General features: G+C 38.5%; 13 protein-coding genes and 1 pseudogene. 5 read left to right on the top strand and 9 right to left on the bottom strand.

Translation table 11 applies throughout. The features are described from left to right. Nucleotides 1-4: 4 nt before the first annotated feature. The 8 genes from AB5935_RS11460 to AB5935_RS11425 form a co-directional block, all read right to left on the bottom strand. On the bottom strand, nt 5-1,219 hold the full coding sequence (locus tag AB5935_RS11460; RefSeq protein ID WP_007837729.1) for a sodium ion-translocating decarboxylase subunit beta: 1,215 nt from the start codon (nt 1,217-1,219) through the stop codon (nt 5-7). Nucleotides 1,220-1,240: 21 nt separating this feature from the next. Continuing rightward, the gene (locus AB5935_RS11455; RefSeq protein ID WP_038609088.1) at nt 1,241-1,684 is read right to left on the bottom strand and encodes a hypothetical protein; all 444 of its coding nucleotides are present in this window, start codon (nt 1,682-1,684) and stop codon (nt 1,241-1,243) included. Between the two features lie 712 nt (nt 1,685-2,396). Next, nucleotides 2,397-4,529: a peptidylprolyl isomerase gene (locus tag AB5935_RS11450; RefSeq protein WP_007837738.1), complete on the bottom strand. Its 2,133-nt coding sequence runs from the start codon at nt 4,527-4,529 to the stop codon at nt 2,397-2,399. 105 nt (nt 4,530-4,634) lie between these two features. Then, on the bottom strand, nt 4,635-5,894 hold the full coding sequence (locus AB5935_RS11445) for a hemolysin family protein (protein WP_038609091.1): 1,260 nt from the start codon (nt 5,892-5,894) through the stop codon (nt 4,635-4,637). A 13-nt stretch (nt 5,895-5,907) separates the two neighbouring features. Then, on the bottom strand, nt 5,908-6,552 hold the full coding sequence (gene lptC / locus AB5935_RS11440) for an LPS export ABC transporter periplasmic protein LptC (protein ID WP_007837746.1): 645 nt from the start codon (nt 6,550-6,552) through the stop codon (nt 5,908-5,910). Nucleotides 6,553-6,554: 2 nt separating this feature from the next. Beyond that, nucleotides 6,555-7,910, bottom strand: a complete 1,356-nt coding sequence (locus AB5935_RS11435) for a tetratricopeptide repeat protein (protein WP_007845179.1) — start codon at nt 7,908-7,910, stop codon at nt 6,555-6,557. A gap of 47 nt (nt 7,911-7,957) precedes the next feature. Next, on the bottom strand, nt 7,958-9,274 hold the full coding sequence (locus AB5935_RS11430; protein WP_007837750.1) for a hypothetical protein: 1,317 nt from the start codon (nt 9,272-9,274) through the stop codon (nt 7,958-7,960). Continuing rightward, nucleotides 9,261-9,989 (bottom strand): type III pantothenate kinase, encoded by a 729-nt coding sequence (locus tag AB5935_RS11425; protein WP_038609094.1) that lies wholly within the window; start codon nt 9,987-9,989, stop codon nt 9,261-9,263. Before AB5935_RS11425 ends, AB5935_RS11430 begins: the two co-directional genes overlap by 14 nt. Before the next feature lie 126 nt (nt 9,990-10,115). On the opposite strand from AB5935_RS11425, the gene AB5935_RS11420 reads away from it, so the two are divergent. The 5 genes from AB5935_RS11420 (at nt 10,116) to AB5935_RS11400 (ending at nt 17,899) form a co-directional block, all read left to right on the top strand. Beyond that, complete coding sequence (locus AB5935_RS11420) at nt 10,116-11,291, top strand: DUF4105 domain-containing protein (RefSeq protein WP_007842676.1); 1,176 nt, start codon at nt 10,116-10,118, stop codon at nt 11,289-11,291. Next, nucleotides 11,288-12,871, top strand: coding sequence for an alkaline phosphatase family protein (locus AB5935_RS11415; protein ID WP_007837756.1), 1,584 nt, complete (start codon nt 11,288-11,290; stop codon nt 12,869-12,871). Before AB5935_RS11420 ends, AB5935_RS11415 begins: the two co-directional genes overlap by 4 nt. 96 nt (nt 12,872-12,967) lie before the next feature. Beyond that, on the top strand, nt 12,968-16,264 hold the full coding sequence (secA, locus tag AB5935_RS11410; protein WP_007842678.1) for a preprotein translocase subunit SecA: 3,297 nt from the start codon (nt 12,968-12,970) through the stop codon (nt 16,262-16,264). Nucleotides 16,265-16,386: 122 nt separating this feature from the next. Then, a complete protein-coding gene (locus AB5935_RS11405; protein WP_007837758.1) occupies nt 16,387-17,379 on the top strand; it encodes a DUF6340 family protein in 993 nt (330 codons plus the stop codon). 70 nt (nt 17,380-17,449) lie between these two features. After that, a complete protein-coding gene (locus AB5935_RS11400; protein ID WP_007837759.1) occupies nt 17,450-17,899 on the top strand; it encodes a hypothetical protein in 450 nt (149 codons plus the stop codon). Nucleotides 17,900-17,972: 73 nt separating this feature from the next. On the opposite strand, the pseudogene AB5935_RS11395 reads toward AB5935_RS11400, so the two are convergent. Next, nucleotides 17,973-18,182, bottom strand: a pseudogene (locus AB5935_RS11395) (hypothetical protein); the annotation flags it as partial.

Genomic DNA, 18,182 nt, shown 5'->3' with positions numbered 1-18,182 from the left:
TGTTTCATAATAGCGGGATGATTGTGATATAAATACCTGTAATAATTGCTGAAGTAATAACTCCCGATATATTGGCTCCTAGTGCATCTCCTAGGATAAATGAATCAGGATTGTCTTTACTGACAATCTTTTGTGCCACTTTGGCAGTAGTTGGTACGCAGCTTACAGCAGCAATGCCAATGACTGGATTATAATTTCCTTTCTTGATATAGTACATGATATATCCGCCTAAAATACCTCCGATACCTGATAGTAACAATGCCAACATACCTAGTATCAGCAATTTTAAGATTTTAGGATCTAGTAGCAGATGAGCGTCGCAAAGCACTCCTAATAATAATCCCAGCATAAAAGTAGAACCGTAAAGCAATGGACCGCTGACAAAATCATAAATATGTTTCATCCCTGATTCACGTACAGCCACTCCTAGAAATAGAGAGAAAAACAGGGGAGAGGCCACTGGAAAAAGGAAGCAGAGTACAGCGCAGAGTACCGCTGCGAAAGCAAGCTTTACCTTGGCATCGTAATTCTTCGGCGCTTTCTTTACGGTCATTTTGATGGAACGGAAACGTTTGGGAATCAGTAATTTAACCAAATAGGGATAACCGCCGTAAGTCAATCCTAAATAGAGATAAGCTACCACAGTAATCGGTACAAACAAATGCTTGGCTAATGCCAATGAAGTGAACAGTACCATCGGACCATCTGCACCTCCTACCATGGCTACAGAAGCACTCTCTTGTGCCGATAAGCCAAGTGCATTGGCAATTGGCAATGTGAGAAAGGTTCCTAGTTCTCCGCAAAGTGCCAGAAACAAACTAGCAAAAGGTTTTTGTAGCAGGAAACCTACATCTAGCAAGGTTCCGATTCCCATGAAGACGAAACAAGCGATGAGTCCATTACTGAATGTGAGGGTGTAAACCGGTTGCAGAAAATCTATTTGCATGGTATTCATCAATTCGTCTGTATCCGAGAGCATGGGATCAAGAAAAAGATTGCCTAGATTTCCATCCGGCATGATTAATGTTCCACAATTGATGGCTATCATACCGAGTCCCATTGGAATCATGACCATGGGTTCCAATATTCCTTTCCAACCTAGATAAATGAGTAGAAATCCCAAAAGAATTAAAAAAACGCGCGCACAGGCAAGGAACCAACCGCTTTCTATCATTGTACCAATGCCTTGGAAAAGTATTCCAAAATCTATATTTTCCATATCTAATTGTTGATTTTCAGGTTATTTATTCATTGAAAGATTCTTTTTCACATGAGTGCTTTTTTGTTGCTGATTATGCATTTCCTCCCGTTTCTTAAGGTAGATCATCTTTGTGTCCGGATAGTAATAATCTATCAGATTTAATTGGGATGCTCCATGACTGACACCATGGTAGTAACCACCTTCCTGTTTTCCTCTCAGATCGCTGTTCATTCCTCGGTTCCAGTTTTCACGGCTGTCTCCTAGAGCTTCCATCTCTTCTGGAGAATTATTCCATACTAATTGGATAAAACGGGCACGTGCTTTTTTGATTTTTCTTAAACGTTGAAGTTCCAATAGGTGGGAGCTATAGAAATCCATAGAATCTGCTGCCAGCGCTATTCCTTTAATAATAGCAGCGACAAAAAAACCGATGAGGAAAGTAAGCCCCATCATGGTCAATGTGGATAAAAATAAGTGTAGCATTATAATATAAATGTGATTTAGTAGGTAAAATAGTATTAAATTCCGAGTTATAGTGATATTCACATCGTAGTGTCACACATATATGTATACACGCCGATAGAATAATTTCAATCCGGAATGATAATGATCAAGAATAAGTAAGAGGAAATAGCTGCTAAATCAAAATATGTCCTAATGTGTAAATGAAGTATTTACACGAGGATTTTACATAATTAATGCTAGGATATAGGCTATTAAATTTTTGTTCAGGTAGAAGAATACGGTAATGGCAAAGTACTTTGATTGTAGATAAGGGTTTTGATGTTTTGGTAAACATCGGAGTACGTAAAGTGAAACATAAAAGATTTACTTCGGATAGTTTCACATTAGGAGCGTCATATCGTTTTTCTGTAGATAATTGGCGATAGGAATTCGTATCATCCGAAAGCATGGATATAGAAGATATGACTTCTGGCTGGCATTCGCGGATAATTCCTCCTTTATTTGTACTATTAAAGCTACATAACAAAAGGATACACGTACATATAGCAATAAAATACTTCATAATTACTGTTGCAAACATAATGATAAAAATGGGAATACGGAACGTAAACGAATAGATTTTATAAATTATTTCATCTTTAATTTTTGCGAAAATAGGAATAAGACAAAACAGGCTGTATCGACGAATTTTCGATACAGCCTGTTTTGTCTTATTGATAACTTTCTGATATTAGAAATATAAGTAACGGTCGTCTTTTACATCAGCTTTCTTATACAGGTCATTGATGAAACTGCTAGCATAACGCCCTGCCATATTGGACAAGTTGTTTTCTTCATTCTTGGCATCAAATTCTTCTGCACTCTTTTCTTTGTTGTAAACCTGAATCATGTAAACACCTGCATTACCTTTGATAGGACCAGTTAACTTATTTATTTCAGCTTTACTTGCATAAGCACCTAAAGCTGGTTCGCTAGCGCGAGTTACTGAAACATATGCCGGAGCAGAAAAAGTTATATGTTTTACAGAATCGCTAACTGCATTTGCCATACTTTTTACTTGGTCAATGCTGCTTGCACTTTTCATTTCAGCTATCAGTTTTTCAGCTTTTTTATCTTTGATGATTTCTGCTTTCAGCATGTCGGCAACAAGATTAATATTACGATATCCGGCAGGATTAATCTTTTCAAGAGCAACTACCATCAAGTGATCGTTTTCACCACATTCATACAATGGGGACACTTCACCTTCCTTGGCTGCAAAAATCCATTTCAACGCTTCACGAGTTCCTTTTACACCACCCACACGGTGTTCTGCGCTACGGAAATCAGCACGTTCTAACAAGCGATATCCGCTTTCTTCTGCATTGGCAATAATTTTATCCATTGTAGTGTTCTGTGCTACGAATTGACTGAAATCATTGTATGCTTTGTTGTATGTTTCTTTGCTAAATTCAACCGGACGTTTAATCACTGCAACTTTATATTTATCTTTCATAGCTTTTTTGTCCAATACTTGAAGAATAACGTTAGCTTGTCCGATCTGAAGATTGGTTAATTCTTTGACATTAGAGTTTATCAATGTGTTAATGTATTTAGCATTGTCTGCATCTAATGCAGCACCTTCATAGTTGCGTGCAGTCAACCAAGTCGCTTCACCTGTCTGACCATATTTTTTTGCAATATCAGTAAAGTCTGCTCCACCTTTCAGTGCATTAAAAATACTATCGGCTAAAGTTGCGGTTTTAGCAGCATCTTCGGCATATACCTGAATTTGACGATATTGGATTGAGTCGGGAGCTGTCTGTTTGGCAATAATTTTAAAAGCATTATATGAATCATCTGCTTGGTTATAGTAAGGACCATATACTTCGTTGATAGTTACAGAGTCCAAACGAGCAACTACATCATTAGGATATACAGTCTTGTTGATTGCAATTTCAGAAAAAGGAACTACAGAACCGGTGGAACGGATGAATGTGTTCATGTCTGCAGCAGTACCTAGCTGGGTAGCGTATTCGGTTACTTCGTTTAATACCTCTTTGCGATCTTCGTCAGATGGAGTAACCAATACATCAATATATTTGATGTTACGAGTTTCAACTGGCTGTTCAAAAGAACCTTTTTTCTTGTTATACAGATCTTTGATTTCACTATTTGAAACTGTAATAGTTGAATCGCTGATAGAAGAATAGGGAATTGCAGCTAATAAAACGTCTGATTGTTCAGTACGTGATATAAAAGCATCTTCAGCTGCAACCGGATTTGAAATCAATGATTTTGCAATCAGGTTCTGATATTTTTCAGCTAAAGTGGATTGTATCAAAGTCTTTTCAATAAAATTCCAAAAAGCTCCCATCTTTTGATAGTATTCTACATATTGTGCAGGCATTTTGCTTGCGTCCAGATGAGCGTAATCCACTAGGAATTTTTTCAACATATCTTTGTCGAAAGCACCGGTTTGCGGATTGCGGAACGGGGTTTGCATCAACAATGGGTTAGTACCTTCCTCGATGATTGCTTGAACTTCAGCTTTGCTGACGGTCAACCCCAATTTTGCAGCTTCCGCTGCGATTAATTGGTTATTTACGTAAGATTGCCATACTTGGTCTTTCACTTGAGTCAGTTGGTCGTCATTTAATGCAGAAACACCTTGTGTCAATTTTATGACTTCTGTGTATTCATCTACCATTTTTTGATACTCTTGTGCTGTAAGTGTTTTTCCATTTACTTCACCTACGTCTTGTTTACCCTGATGTGGTTGGAGAACCTTCCATGCGTCTCCGGCAATGAATGCGAAGAGGGCAAGTCCGATTACAACGACCAACAGAGGGCCTTTACTTCTGATTGTTTGTAATGTTGCCATTTAATTTTACTATTTTTGTTTATTGTTTTTTTATACTTCATAGATTTAGCGCACGAAGATACAAAAAATGCAGCTTACAAGCTATTTTATTGTGAAAAAAATCTGTTATTCGATTACTTTCAACTTTACTAATTCAATTCTTGTTGCTGTTACTTTAATTATTTTGAAATGGAATTTATCGAAAATGATCTCTTCATGTATTTGGGGGAAACTTTGGTATTGGTGCAGGATGAGTCCACCGATAGTTTGGTAATCATCATTTTCCGGTAGGTCAAGTGAGAACAATTCATTGGCTTTTTCTATTTCCAGACGTCCGGAAAGGATGTATTCATTGTCACCGACGGATTTGGCAATGTAAGAAGTTGTATCATGCTCATCTTCTATTTCGCCGAAAATTTCCTCCACTAAATCTTCTAGCGCCACGATGCCGGATGTACCTCCGAATTCATCGACTACTACAGCTAAGGATTTCTTTTGTTGCATAAATAATTTCATCAGCTTATGCGCTCCCATCGTTTCAGGAGCAATAGGCAATTGGCGGACACTCTTAGTCCAGTCTGTCTGTTCACGAAACATTTCAGAGGAATGTATATAACCTATAATATTGTCAATGTTTTCTTTATAGACAATAATTTTACTTATTCCGCTTTCAATGAAGCGGGCTTTTAATTCTTCTATGGGAGTTCCATATTCGATAGCAACAATTTCGGTTCTGGGTACCATACAATCCTTAATTCTAATATTCGAAAAATCTAGTGCATTTTGGAATATCTTGACTTCGGTGTCTATGTCTTGTTCATTTTGAGCATCTTGTATACTACTTTGAATAAAGTAATCTAGGTCGACTTTAGTAAAAGCTTTTTCATTAGCTTCTTTATTTGTTTTAATGCCTACAATGTAAAGTAATATATTGGATATTCCCGAAGCAAACTTGCTGATGGGATAGAGTAAGACATAGCAAATGTAAGTGGGAACTGCAAAAATATTCAGAGTGAAATTGGGGTTAATCTTAAATAAGGTTTTAGGTAGGAATTCTCCTGTGACCAAAATGATTAATGTGGAAATAATTGTTTGGATTAGTACTAATAAAAAGTGGTTGTCTATCAATCCTGACAACAAGTTTTGTTCAATGACTTGTGCCATCAATATACCGTAAATAACTAAAGCGATGTTGTTTCCTACCAACATGGTAGAGATAAAATTGTTCGGATTATGAAAGAAGATGGAAAGTATACGTGAATTTATGCTTTGGTTGTTACGATCCATTTCAAAACGTAATTTATTGGATGAAACAAAGGCTATTTCCATTCCGGAAAAAAAAGCGGAAAAAGCCATTGTAATAAGAATCTGTATAATAATACCCATAATAGTGAGTGAATTAGCGTATCGAATCAGTTCTAGTGCTATTTGCAACAGCTTTTGTACTGTCTGCTGGTGCTGTATCTTCTACAGTGAAAATACCTGTGTTATTATAAATTTGATATTCTGTCATTTGCTGGTTAGATTCAAATCCATAACCGGTAATGATTTTATCTTCTTGTTCAATGCGGATAAATTTGTCAGAATAGACCCTTTCCTGCTTTTCATCCCAAAAGAGCAGATCTGTGTCAAATTTGTCGCCTCTTTGGCTGCGGATATGCACATTGCTTCTCAATTCCCAAAGTTTCTTTTTCTCGTAGTAATAAGCTGTATCGGCTTTTATGCTGGCATCAATATGGAATAGGGAATCAAATTTTTCCAAATAAACTCCTTTTTCAAATGCCCAATAAGGAGGATTCTTTTTATCATAAATTTCCCATTCTTCTGTGATAATTTTGTAGCGGGTGATACCGGAATCGGATATAAGGGTAGTAACTCCCAATGTTTTCATGCTGGGCAACGAATCTCTTTCTGTAATAGCTTCTGCTAGATTCTTTTCGCCTCTTGAGCATGCTGGAAATAAAACAAACATAACAGTTGTCCAAACGGCAACTGTTATGTTTAAGAATATAAAGTGTGATTTTTGTTCTTTTTCAGACGACATAATTATCTGATAGTTGTTGTTTCACCAATCCATCCGCCGATTGTAACAGAGTCACCTTTCTTTAAACTGAGGAAGAACAAATCAGCATCTTTGGGGGTATGGGCTGCATAAGTACTAATTAGTTTGTTTGCTTCTTCAGCAACACTAGGATCTACGCTTTTTGCTTTTTGCAATTTGTCGATAACTGCAAAATAAGTGCATTTGTTCAATGCTGCTTCATCACTCCAATTAGGACTTGATGCATACATGTTAGCAATCAAAATGTAAGGTTTACCGTTGTTGCCATCTAACGAGATCGCTTTCAGTGCATATTGTTTTGCTTTGCTCAACTGTTTCTTACTAAATAAAATGGCAGCGGTTTTATATGCATAATCAGCTTTCTTTAATTGGTCTTGTTCTAAATTGATAGCTTGATCAAAATAGTCGATACATTTGTCCATATCGCCTTTCTTATAATACATGTATCCGCAACCTACAGCCGTTTCTGCTGTCGGTTCGATGGCATGTGCAGCTTCAGATGCAGCAAAGTAAGCTTCTTGTTCTGTACAGTTTAACATCTGCATTACAGAGATAACCTGTTTCAGATAATCCAAATTAGTCTTGTTTTGCTCAACTTTCGGAGCATAAATTGCTTGTAAATTATCACAAGTTGCCACACCACTATTAATGAAGAATGCGTCAATATTGTCTTTTGCCACTTTCAATAATTTTTTGTCATTTTCCTTTGTAGCGGCTTTCAAAGCTCCATCAGCAACTCCTGATGCAAATAAATAATCTTGAATGAATTGTTCTTTGTATGATTCATCACTTTTCATTTTACGGGCAGCTGCATCCATGAACTCTTGTAATACAAAGTAGTCAGAGTTTTCTTTTTCAAGTTCAATGGCTTCTTTGAACATGTTATATGCTTCATTCATGTCTTGGCCACCCATTGTGAAGTAGTCATGGGCCTTCATACCGATGATTGAGCCTTTTGTAGCATCTCTTTTAACCAACTTGTTCAAATCGTCCAGATATTGGATGCGTTGGTCGTGAACTTTCATCAGTTCGTTAAAGTATTGTTTTTGTTTAGCTGCATCTTTTTCACCGGCTATTAAGGCACGAAGAATTTTTGCACCATTAGTATAAGTGCTTACTTGAGCTTTGGGGGCTTCTGTAAATACACTCATCCAAGGAGTGTAAGCATCCTTGAAATTGTTAGTCTTAACATACTCAGTGTAAATACTGATATTTTTCAAGCATCGGATACTGTCTTCACCATGTCCGAATCTTGATCCGTCTGACGCTCCGGTCTGAGCGAAAGAAGCTGTCGTACCTAAGGAAAGAACGAACAGCGCTGTTATCATCTTCATTTTCATCGTATATAAATTTAGTTGTTGTTATTTATTTGCTTCTCTCCATTTTATTAATCAACTTTCCACTTCATGAACCAACGTTCATTGAAAGTAAGTCCAATATTGATTCTCAAATAATTTTCTTCCATTAATCCTTTAAATTTAGGACTGACTTTAATGTATTGCCCGGAAATGTTCAGCATAGATTTACTTTGGAACATGGGAAGTCCAAACCCAATACTGACACCATATTCGCGTGCACCGTCTTGGAAACTGGTTGTTCCTGTGTCCGGACTAGTATAGCTGACCTTATTATAAGGACTTGAATAATAGGCCCCCATACGGTAACGAATACGTTTCAGATAGTTGTGGCTGATATAACTTGGTACGAATTCCGCACCAAAAGCTATTTTTGTACGGCTATTCATTTCCACACTTTCTTTATTGAACTTACTCCAAGCTAGATCGGCTGTATTCCACTTTTGTAAAGTATAGTCAACCCCTATAGTTAAGCGGTTATCATATACATATGTAAGCCCTATACCAAATGTATGTGGCATTTTAAACGGATTCGGAATAGTATCGCCAGTTTGTGACTGTACATAGATAGAACCATTACTTTCCGCACCTGTTTGATGATACTTATATGCATCTCCATGCAAGGTACGTCCCAAGGTATAAACAGCACCTATATTAATAGTGTTTTTTTTATTTAACTTATAAGTATACTGTAAACCAAAATCTAATTTATAATCACTGATAGAAAATTTGTCTAATTTAATACTACGTGTATCTGTCGCTCCAATAGTTGTCATGGATTGATGAGTAATATCTCCATAAAGATACGAAAAATTTGCACCAACAGACAAATTATTAAAAACTTTATAACCTAATCCTATGAAAACTTGATGAAAACCTCCGTCGCCATCATAAGATTCGCTCCACTTCCCGTTATTGTTAACATCCTCAAAATCATGTGTTTTGGAGATGCTGTAACCTACTGTGGAAAATGGAAGAAACCCAACTGTCATCCCCATTTTTTTCCATAGGCGAAATTGCATAGCCAAATAATCAAAGCTTGAATTTTTAGCATTGGTTTTTACATTACCATCCTTGAAGTTCGCATTTTGAAGGGTCATTCCTGCATCGAACAAGAATGTCAATGAATCGATGGCTGTATAAGATGCCGGATTAGATGCGTTGATTTGGTAGCCGTTTCGCAAGCCGTATGCTATTCCTCCCATCGCTTTACTGTTACCAAAATTTTGATCAGCTAACTGACCAAAGCCGTAGCGTGTATAGGGAGAATTTGTGCTTGTTTGGGCTACGGCTAGCCCTGTGACTGTGAGTAATATTGACGCACTAATCAGTCTTTTATAGTTTATCATTATAGCTTAATATTCTGTTTAAACCTTTCAATACTAAAAATCTATCTGCAAAGATGATACTTTTTAATTTTGTATCAAAAGAAAATTCATCTCCGCCCGTTAAAAAAACCAAAAGTTCCGGATAATTCTTTTGAAGATGGGTGATATACCCGCTCATTTCAAATTCCATTCCGCGAATGACCCCTGCCCGGATAGCTGTTTCTGTAGATTGTCCATACATCGGAACTTCTCCTTTGGCGCTTACTTTGGGGAGTTTGTCGGTGAATATGTTCAATGCTTTGAAACGCATACGCATTCCTGGAGAAATATTGCCCCCATGATAGGATCCGTCGGCATCGATAAAATCGTATGTAACACAGGTCCCTGCGTCAATAACCAGTACATCGTGTCCAGGCTTCAGCCAGTTTGCTGCAACCACAGCTGCTAAACGGTCCATACCCAGTGTTTGAGGCGTTTTATATAAATTAGTGATAGGAACAGGGGTTTCATGACTTAATTCGATGATATTAAAAGGCAATCTTCCCAGTTGGCGCCGGATAGTATTGCTTAGTGTTATGACAGAAGCTATGATACCTCGTTTCAAGGGGTATCGAGAACAAAGCATCGGGAGACAATCTAAAGAATGATTGGAGCCACGAAATACTTCAACTAACTCGCCTTTGTCAAATATAGCCAATTTAGCTACTGAGTTTCCTATGTCGATTATTAAATTCACAACTTTGCTTTTTCGGCTGCAAAGTAACGTAAAAAATAAATAGGAATAGCAATAAAAAATGGTATTTGTGAGGAATTAATTAATATTTAGGTGTACTTTTGCATCGGTAAACAGAAAATGGATTTTATGAATAAATTAATTATAGCATTGATTTTGTTATTCTTTTCCTTGAGTCAATCGATTAGAGGTCAGGAGGATAATATAAAGGTGAGTCTGATGACTTGTGCTCCCGGTACAGAAATATATGCTTTGTTCGGGCATACGGCATTGCGCTATGAGGATACGGCACGTGGAGAGGACTGGGTGTTTAATTATGGTATGTTCAGCTTTAATACTCCCCGTTTTATCTATCGTTTTGTCAAAGGAGAGACTGATTATGAATTGGGCGTAACCCGTTATCCTTATTTTGAAGGTAGTTATGCTATGCGTGGTTCCTCGGTCTATCAGCAGACATTGAATTTGACTATTTCGGAAAAACAGAAACTCAGAAGATTGCTGGAAGAGAATTATCTGCCGAAGAATAGGGTTTATCGTTATAACTTTTTCTATGATAATTGCACTACACGTGCGCGTGATATAATAGAAAAGTGTATTGAAGGAAAGGTTGTTTATTCTGAAGGAAAAGAGAGACTCTCTTTTCGGGATATTGTCCATCAATATACTAAAGGGCACGAATGGGATGAGCTGGGCATTGATATGTGTTTGGGCAGTGAAGCTGATAAGCCTATTGATACGCGTAAGCAGATGTTCGCTCCTTTTTATATGTTGGAGGCAGCAAAAAAAGCAACTATAGTAGTAGGTGACAGCGTGCGTCCTTTGATTCTGCATGAAAAAAAGGTAGTGGATGTAGAACCAGAGGACGTTAGGGAAGGCTTTCCGTTGTCACCCATGGTGTGTGTCTTTATTTTAATAGGAGTTACTTGCTTTGTAGGGTGGTTGCAGTTTAAAATCAGGAAAATAATCTGGATTTGGGATTTGCTTCTTTTCGGTGTACAAGGATTGGCGGGATGTGTCATCACTTTCTTGGTCTTTTTTTCTACTCATCCTACGGTAGGGTCCAATTGGCTTATCCTTTTATTGAATCCTATCCCTTTAATTTATCTTCCGGTTATGGTTTATCGAGCTATAAAAGGTAAAAAAGACTACTATCATACAATAAATATAGTGTGCTTAACATCTTTTATGATGATAATGCCGTTTATACAGCAAAAATTCAACGTAACGGTATTACCTTTGGCACTGTGTTTGTTAATATGTTCTGCAAACCACGTTTTATTATATTACAGACAAAACAATAAATGAAAGGACGCATCTTAACTTCTCTTTTGACTGTTATCGCATTAACAGGGTTGCAGGCACAGAACATTCCTGCGGTCCCTAGGTTAGTGGTCGGATTGACTATTGACCAATTGCGGACTGATTATATAGAGGCTTTTTCGGCTTTATACGGTGAACGTGGCTTTAAGCGGTTGTGGAAAGAAGGACGGATTTATCGGAATGCCGAATATGATTTTATTAATGTAGATAAGTCATCAGCTGTGGCGGCCATTTATTCTGGTACTACACCTTATACCAACGGAATCGTGGGGGATAACTGGATGGACCGCAGTACTCTTCGAGTCCTTAATTGTGTGGACGATGCTGATTTTATGGGCATTTATACTTCAGAGTCTACTTCTCCGCAGAAAATGAAGGTGTCGACTTTGACAGATGAGTTGGTAATAGCCACACAAGGAGTAGCTGAAGTTTATTCTATCGCTCCTACACGTGAAATGGCGGTGTTAGCTGCCGGCCATGCTTCGAAAGGTGCATTCTGGTTGAATGATGAAACAGGAAAATGGAGTGGCAGCACATATTACGGTATATTTCCTGCATGGGTGACTACTTATAATGACCGTGAAGGACTAGATTTCCGTATCGGCAATATGTCGTGGGCGCCTTATTTGCCTGTGACTGTCTATAAATATTTGACTAGCGAGAACAAACAAGTTACGTTCAAGCATAATTTCGATGATGAACGGAAAAATAAATACCGTAAATTGAAAACAAGTCCCTATGCTAATGATGAGGTAAACCGTTTGGTTAATGCTTGTTTGAGTAATACTTCCATTGGAAAGGATGCTGTTCCGGACTTTTTGTCACTAGCATATTATGCCGGGAATTATGATCATAAGGCTCCTGCAGAACTCCCGATGGAAATGCAGGATACATATGTACGCTTGGATAACAGTATTGCTGAATTATTGGAATTGATAGACCGGAAAGTTGGTTTGAACAATACTTTATTCTTTATAACCTCTACAGGATATGCTGACACAGATCCTGTTGATCCTCCTCAATATAAAATACCGGGTGGAGAATTCCATATTGAACGTTGTTCTGCTCTGTTAAACCTTTATTTGGCTGCTATTTACGGTGAAGGGCAATGGGTGGAGGCACATTTTGAGCAACAAATATATTTGAATCATAAGCTGATAGAGCAGAAACAACTGAATATGTCCGAGATATTGAACCGTGCGGCAGAATTTTTGGTACAGTTCAGTGGGGTGAAAGATGTATATTCTTCACAACGTTTACAATTGGGGGCGTGGACTCCTACCATTGATAAAATAAAGAATTACTATAACCCGATATGTTCTGGAGACTTGTGGATAGAAGTTTTACCAGGTTGGACTGTGTTCCGTGAACATTCGCTTGATACGCAGGTGCAACGCTATTCGTATGCGTCGGCTCCATTGATTTTCATTGGGAACGGAATAAAACCGGAAATAATCCATGCGCCTGTAAAAATAGGTAATATAGCACCCACCGTAGCTCATTATATGCGTATTCGTGCTCCTAATGCAGCCGTTCTGGCACCAATGACAGACATCAGAAAATAATATTAAGGAGAGAAGTGCAAATTAATCTGCATTTTATTGTAACTTTGCATTTTCAAAAGTAATCAAATTAGAAAATAATAAAAACAAAAAAATACAATGGGATTTAATGAATTTATTGGCAAATTATTTGGAAATAAGGCCACTCGTGACATGAAAGAAATCAAGCCATGGGTTGATAAAGTAAAGGCTGTTTATCCGGAAATTGCCAAATTGAGCAATGACGAGCTTCGTGCAAAAACAGTAGAATTAAAGAAATACATTTCTGATTCGGCTGCAGAGGAACAAAAGAAGATAGAAGAATTGAAAGGTACTATCGAAACTACAGAACTGGAAGATCGTGAGGGCATCTTCGCGCAGATAGACAAACTGGAAAAAGAAGTGCTGGAAAAATATGAAAAGGCACTGGATGATGTACTTCCGCAGGCTTTTGCCATTGTAAAAGACACTGCACGCCGTTTCTCTGAAAATCCGGAATTGATTGTAACCGCTACCGATTTTGACCGTGAATTGGCTGCTCAAGGAAAAGATTTTGTGCGTATTGAGGACGATAAAGCTATTTGGCAGAACCATTGGATTGCTGGTGGCAATGACATGGTATGGAGCATGGTGCATTACGATGTACAGTTATTCGGTGGCGTAGTGTTACATAAAGGCAAGATTGCCGAAATGGCTACTGGTGAAGGTAAGACGTTAGTGGCCACTTTACCTGTATTTTTGAATGCACTGACCGGTAATGGTGTACACGTAGTTACTGTTAATGATTACTTGTCAAAACGTGACTCGGAATGGATGGGGCCATTGTATCAGTTCCATGGATTGAGTGTGGACTGTATTGATAAACACCAGCCTAATTCAGATGCGCGCCGCAGAGCTTATATGGCCGATATCACTTTCGGCACGAATAATGAATTCGGTTTCGATTACTTGCGTGACAATATGGCTGTCAGTCCAAAAGACTTGGTGCAGCGTAAACATAATTATGCTATTGTCGATGAGGTGGACTCTGTATTGATTGACGATGCTCGTACTCCGTTGATTATTTCCGGTCCTGTTCCTAAAGGTGAGGATCAGTTGTTTGAACAACTTCGTCCTTTAGTAGAGCGTCTGTTTGAAGCTCAGAAAAAGTTGGCTACCCAATATTTGGCCGATGCCAAACGCTTGATTGCATCGGATGACAAGAAAGATCAGGAAGAGGGATTTTTGGCATTGTTCCGTAGTCATAAGGCACTCCCCAAAAATAAGCCATTAATCAAGTTCCTAAGTGAACAAGGTATTAAGGCAGGTATGCTGAAGACCGAGGAAATTTATATGGAACAGAATAACAAGCGTATGCCTGAAGCCACTGATCCATTGTATTTCGTAATTGATGAAAAGCAAAACAGCGTAGATTTGACCGATAAAGGTATCGACCTGATTACAGGAAATGCGGCAGATCCTACTTTATTCGTTTTGCCTGATATTACTTCCCAATTGTCTGCTTTGGAAAATGAGACAGATCTGACAGAAGAAGAAAAGCTGGCCAAGAAAGATGAACTGATGACAAATTACGCTATCAAGTCTGAACGCGTACACACTATCAACCAGTTGCTGAAGGCTTATGCTATGTTCGAAAAGGATGACGAATATGTTGTAATCGACGGACAGGTTAAGATTGTTGACGAACAGACAGGACGTATTATGGAAGGCCGTCGTTATTCTGACGGTTTACATCAGGCTATTGAGGCCAAAGAAGGCGTGAAGGTGGAAGCTGCTACCCAGACTTTTGCTACCATCACTTTACAGAACTATTTCCGTATGTATCATAAATTGTCGGGTATGACCGGTACAGCGGAAACGGAAGCGGGAGAACTTTGGGATATTTATAAATTGGATGTCGTTGTTATTCCGACGAATCGTCCTATTGCCCGTAAAGATATGAATGATCGCGTTTATAAGACAAAACGTGAGAAGTATAAAGCTGTTATCGAAGAGATTGAAGAAATGGTAAAAGAAGGACGTCCTGTTCTGGTAGGTACCACTTCGGTGGAAATCTCTGAAATGTTGAGCAAAATGCTTGCTATGCGCAAGATTGAGCATAATGTGTTGAATGCGAAACTGCATCAAAGAGAGGCGGATATTGTGGCACAGGCAGGTCAGAAGAGTATCGTGACTATTGCTACTAACATGGCAGGTCGTGGTACCGACATTAAGCTGAGTCCGGAAGTGAAAGCTGCGGGCGGTTTGGCTATTATCGGTACGGAACGTCATGAAAGTCGTCGCGTGGACCGTCAGTTGCGTGGTCGTGCCGGTCGCCAAGGGGACCCGGGTTCATCTGTGTTCTTTGTATCATTGGAAGATGATTTGATGCGTTTGTTCTCTTCAGATCGTATTGCCAGTGTAATGGATAAACTTGGCTTCAAAGAAGGTGAGATGATTGAACACAAGATGATTTCAAATTCCATTGAACGTGCGCAGAAGAAAGTGGAAGAAAATAACTTCGGTATTCGTAAACGCTTGCTGGAATATGATGATGTGATGAACAAACAGCGTGTGGCTGTTTATACCAAACGTCGTCATGCCTTGATGGGTGAGCGTATCGGTATGGATATCGTGAATATGATTTGGGATCGTTGCGCTTATGCTGTAGAATTGGGCGACTTTGATAATGTGAAGATGGAAATATTGCAGACATTGGCAATGGAAGTACCATTCACAGAAGAGGAGTACAACAAGATGAGAAAAGAAGATCTTGCAGAGAAAACCTTTGAAGCGGCAATGAACAACTTCAAGCGCAAGACAGACCGTATGGCCCAGATTGCCAATCCCGTTATCAAACAGGTATATGAGATGCAAGGACATATGTATGAAAACATCATGATTCCTATTACTGATGGCAAGCGCTTGTATAATATTTCTGTTAACTTGAAAGCGGCTTATGAAACAGAAGGTAAAGAGATTGTGAAATCATTTGAGAAGGCGATACTGCTTCATACTATTGATGATGCTTGGAAAGAAAATCTGCGTGAGCTGGATGAACTGAAACATTCTGTACAGAATGCTAGCTATGAGCAGAAAGACCCGTTGCTGATCTTTAAGTTGGAATCGGTCAATTTGTTTGACAACATGGTACATAAGATCAATAATAATACCATCTCTGTATTGATGCGCGGACAAATCCCGGTTCAAGAACCGGAACAAGTTCGTGAGGCTGCTCCCGAACCGCAGACTCCTCGCCAACAGTATAGAGAGGAGAAGCAGGATTTAAGTGATCCTCACCAGCAAGCTGCTGCCGAACGTGATACTCGTGAGGTAAAGCGTGAGCCGGTTCGTGCAGAGAAGACAGTAGGTCGTAACGATCCTTGTCCTTGCGGAAGCGGTAAGAAATACAAGAACTGTCACGGGCAAAATGCGTGATAAATAACGATTATTATAGAAACGTCCGGGGCGAATTTACTACCCGGACGTTTTTTTTATTCCTTTTAACTCACTTCTTACGTAAATAAGCGTATTTTTGTTCCCTAAGAAAAAATGATAATATGAAAAGATCCGTTTCATTAATAATTCTAGTTGCTGGGACGCTTCTTGCTTCCTGCAGCAGTTTGCAGACCATATCTTTTGATCAGTTACAGGCAGCCGATGTCAGTTTTCCAGATGCTGTGAGAAAAGTGGCTGTGATAAACAATATGCCTGTACTGAAAACTAAAGATAATCATGAAATACTGAGCAGCGAATTGGAAGGCGATGGTAAAGTGGCATCCGAAGCTTTGGCAGAGAATATTGCCAATGTGAATTATTTCGATCAGGTCATTATCTGTGATTCTGTATTCCGGGCACAGGATAAAGTGCCACGGGTTAATGTCATTCTGACCAATGAGGAAGTACGGAAACTGAGCGAGGATTTGGGGGTGGATATGATATTGTCTTTTGATCGTATTCATATTCAGACTAAGCCCGGCGTACTGTTCTATCCGGATTTTCCTATGCCTATAGATGCTGTAGATGGAATTATATCTCCGATTGTTAGAGTATACATTCCCAATCGTGATAAACCTTTGTTTGTAGTTGCCAAGCAAGATACCATTTCCTGGGAAATAGAACCAGCTCTTTCTGACCGGAAGATAGTAAAAGAAGCTTCGGAATATGCCGCTTCTATTCCAGTAGAACATCTGTTGCCACATTGGGATGAGGTGGCTCGTTTTTATTACGATGGCGGGAATATTGAAATGCGTGATGCCGGTGTATATCTTCGTGAGAACAATTGGGATGAAGCGTATAGTCAGTGGAAGATAGCCTATGAGAAGAGAAAAGGCCAGCAAAAGATGAAAGCGGCTTTTAATATTGCACTATATTATGAAATAAAGGATAATGTAGAACAGGCCAAGGAATGGTTGGGTAAAGCGAAGAAATTGGTGAAATCAGGCAGCAGGGATGAACAATTGATAGCCTTTTATTCATTGGAGTTAGAGAAAAGAGAGAGTAAGCTATCCCAATTAAGAATACAAATGAAACGTTTTGATGATAATTTTTAGAGAATAAGTGTTGAGAGAAAGATTTTTTTTGTACTTTTGGATATAAATAATATATAAAATTGATTTTGGTATGAAATTCAGTGCACAGTCACATGCTTCTATTGCGTCTTCGCTCCGGGAAGCGGTTGATAAATATATAGCGGATGGAGAGAGAACAGTAGTCACCGATATCCATTTGCAACCTAAGCAGGACAGTGGTGAATTAGTTATTTTTAATGATGATGACGAAGAATTGTCACGTACCATAATTGAAGAGTGGGTGGATTATAGTGAAGATGATTTTTATACAATAGTAGAGCGTATACTTCGTGGGGAGATCAACGCATTGAAAGATACGGGAGTTTTGGATAAGTTAGCTATAATGAAGCCTTATTCTTTTGTTTTAGTTGATGAGGATAGGGAAACTGTAACCGAACTTTTATTGATAGATGAGGAAGACACTTTATTACTGAATGATGAACTTTTAAAGGGTTTGGATGAAGAATTGGATGCATTTTTAAAAGACTTGCTTGAAAAATAGATAAAATAATAGAAGTATCGGGATAGTAAAGTTCCCGATGCTTTTTTATATCATAGGAGAGGAAAATGATTTTTCAAGAGTGGTGTTTAAAATATTGTTTTCTCATCCATCGGTCAAAAATAATGAATAAGGGTATAGTTATGATGAATAGCAGATAAATGAGAGGTATTTGTATTTTTAAAACATGACTAAATGCATGATACATAGTTGCTTTAAGATGCTTTCCAAAATAAATATACAGACCGATGCTGCTGCTTATTATTAAGAATAGAGAAGCAGCAAT

The organism is Phocaeicola sp. RTP21198st1_B8_RTP21198_201120, assembly GCF_040929485.1.
Lineage (GTDB): Bacteria > Bacteroidota > Bacteroidia > Bacteroidales > Bacteroidaceae > Phocaeicola > Phocaeicola dorei.
Note: the sequence above shows the minus strand (reverse complement) of the source record. Positions and strands in the feature narration are given on the sequence as shown.

Excerpts from the sequence above, each read along its gene's own strand:
- lptC (WP_007837746.1), bottom strand. The coding sequence starts at position 6,552 with ATGTCGTCTGAAAAAGAACAAAAATCACACTTTATATTCTTAAACATA.
- AB5935_RS11450 (WP_007837738.1), bottom strand. The coding sequence starts at position 4,529 with ATGGCAACATTACAAACAATCAGAAGTAAAGGCCCTCTGTTGGTCGTT.
- AB5935_RS11435 (WP_007845179.1), bottom strand. The coding sequence starts at position 7,910 with ATGAAAATGAAGATGATAACAGCGCTGTTCGTTCTTTCCTTAGGTACG.
- AB5935_RS11460 (WP_007837729.1), bottom strand. The coding sequence starts at position 1,219 with ATGGAAAATATAGATTTTGGAATACTTTTCCAAGGCATTGGTACAATG.
- secA (WP_007842678.1), top strand. The coding sequence starts at position 12,968 with ATGGGATTTAATGAATTTATTGGCAAATTATTTGGAAATAAGGCCACT.
- AB5935_RS11405 (WP_007837758.1), top strand. The coding sequence starts at position 16,387 with ATGAAAAGATCCGTTTCATTAATAATTCTAGTTGCTGGGACGCTTCTT.
- AB5935_RS11445 (WP_038609091.1), bottom strand. The coding sequence starts at position 5,894 with ATGGGTATTATTATACAGATTCTTATTACAATGGCTTTTTCCGCTTTT.
- AB5935_RS11430 (WP_007837750.1), bottom strand. The coding sequence starts at position 9,274 with ATGATAAACTATAAAAGACTGATTAGTGCGTCAATATTACTCACAGTC.
- AB5935_RS11420 (WP_007842676.1), top strand. The coding sequence starts at position 10,116 with ATGAATAAATTAATTATAGCATTGATTTTGTTATTCTTTTCCTTGAGT.
- AB5935_RS11400 (WP_007837759.1), top strand. The coding sequence starts at position 17,450 with ATGAAATTCAGTGCACAGTCACATGCTTCTATTGCGTCTTCGCTCCGG.
- AB5935_RS11455 (WP_038609088.1), bottom strand. The coding sequence starts at position 1,684 with ATGCTACACTTATTTTTATCCACATTGACCATGATGGGGCTTACTTTC.
- AB5935_RS11415 (WP_007837756.1), top strand. The coding sequence starts at position 11,288 with ATGAAAGGACGCATCTTAACTTCTCTTTTGACTGTTATCGCATTAACA.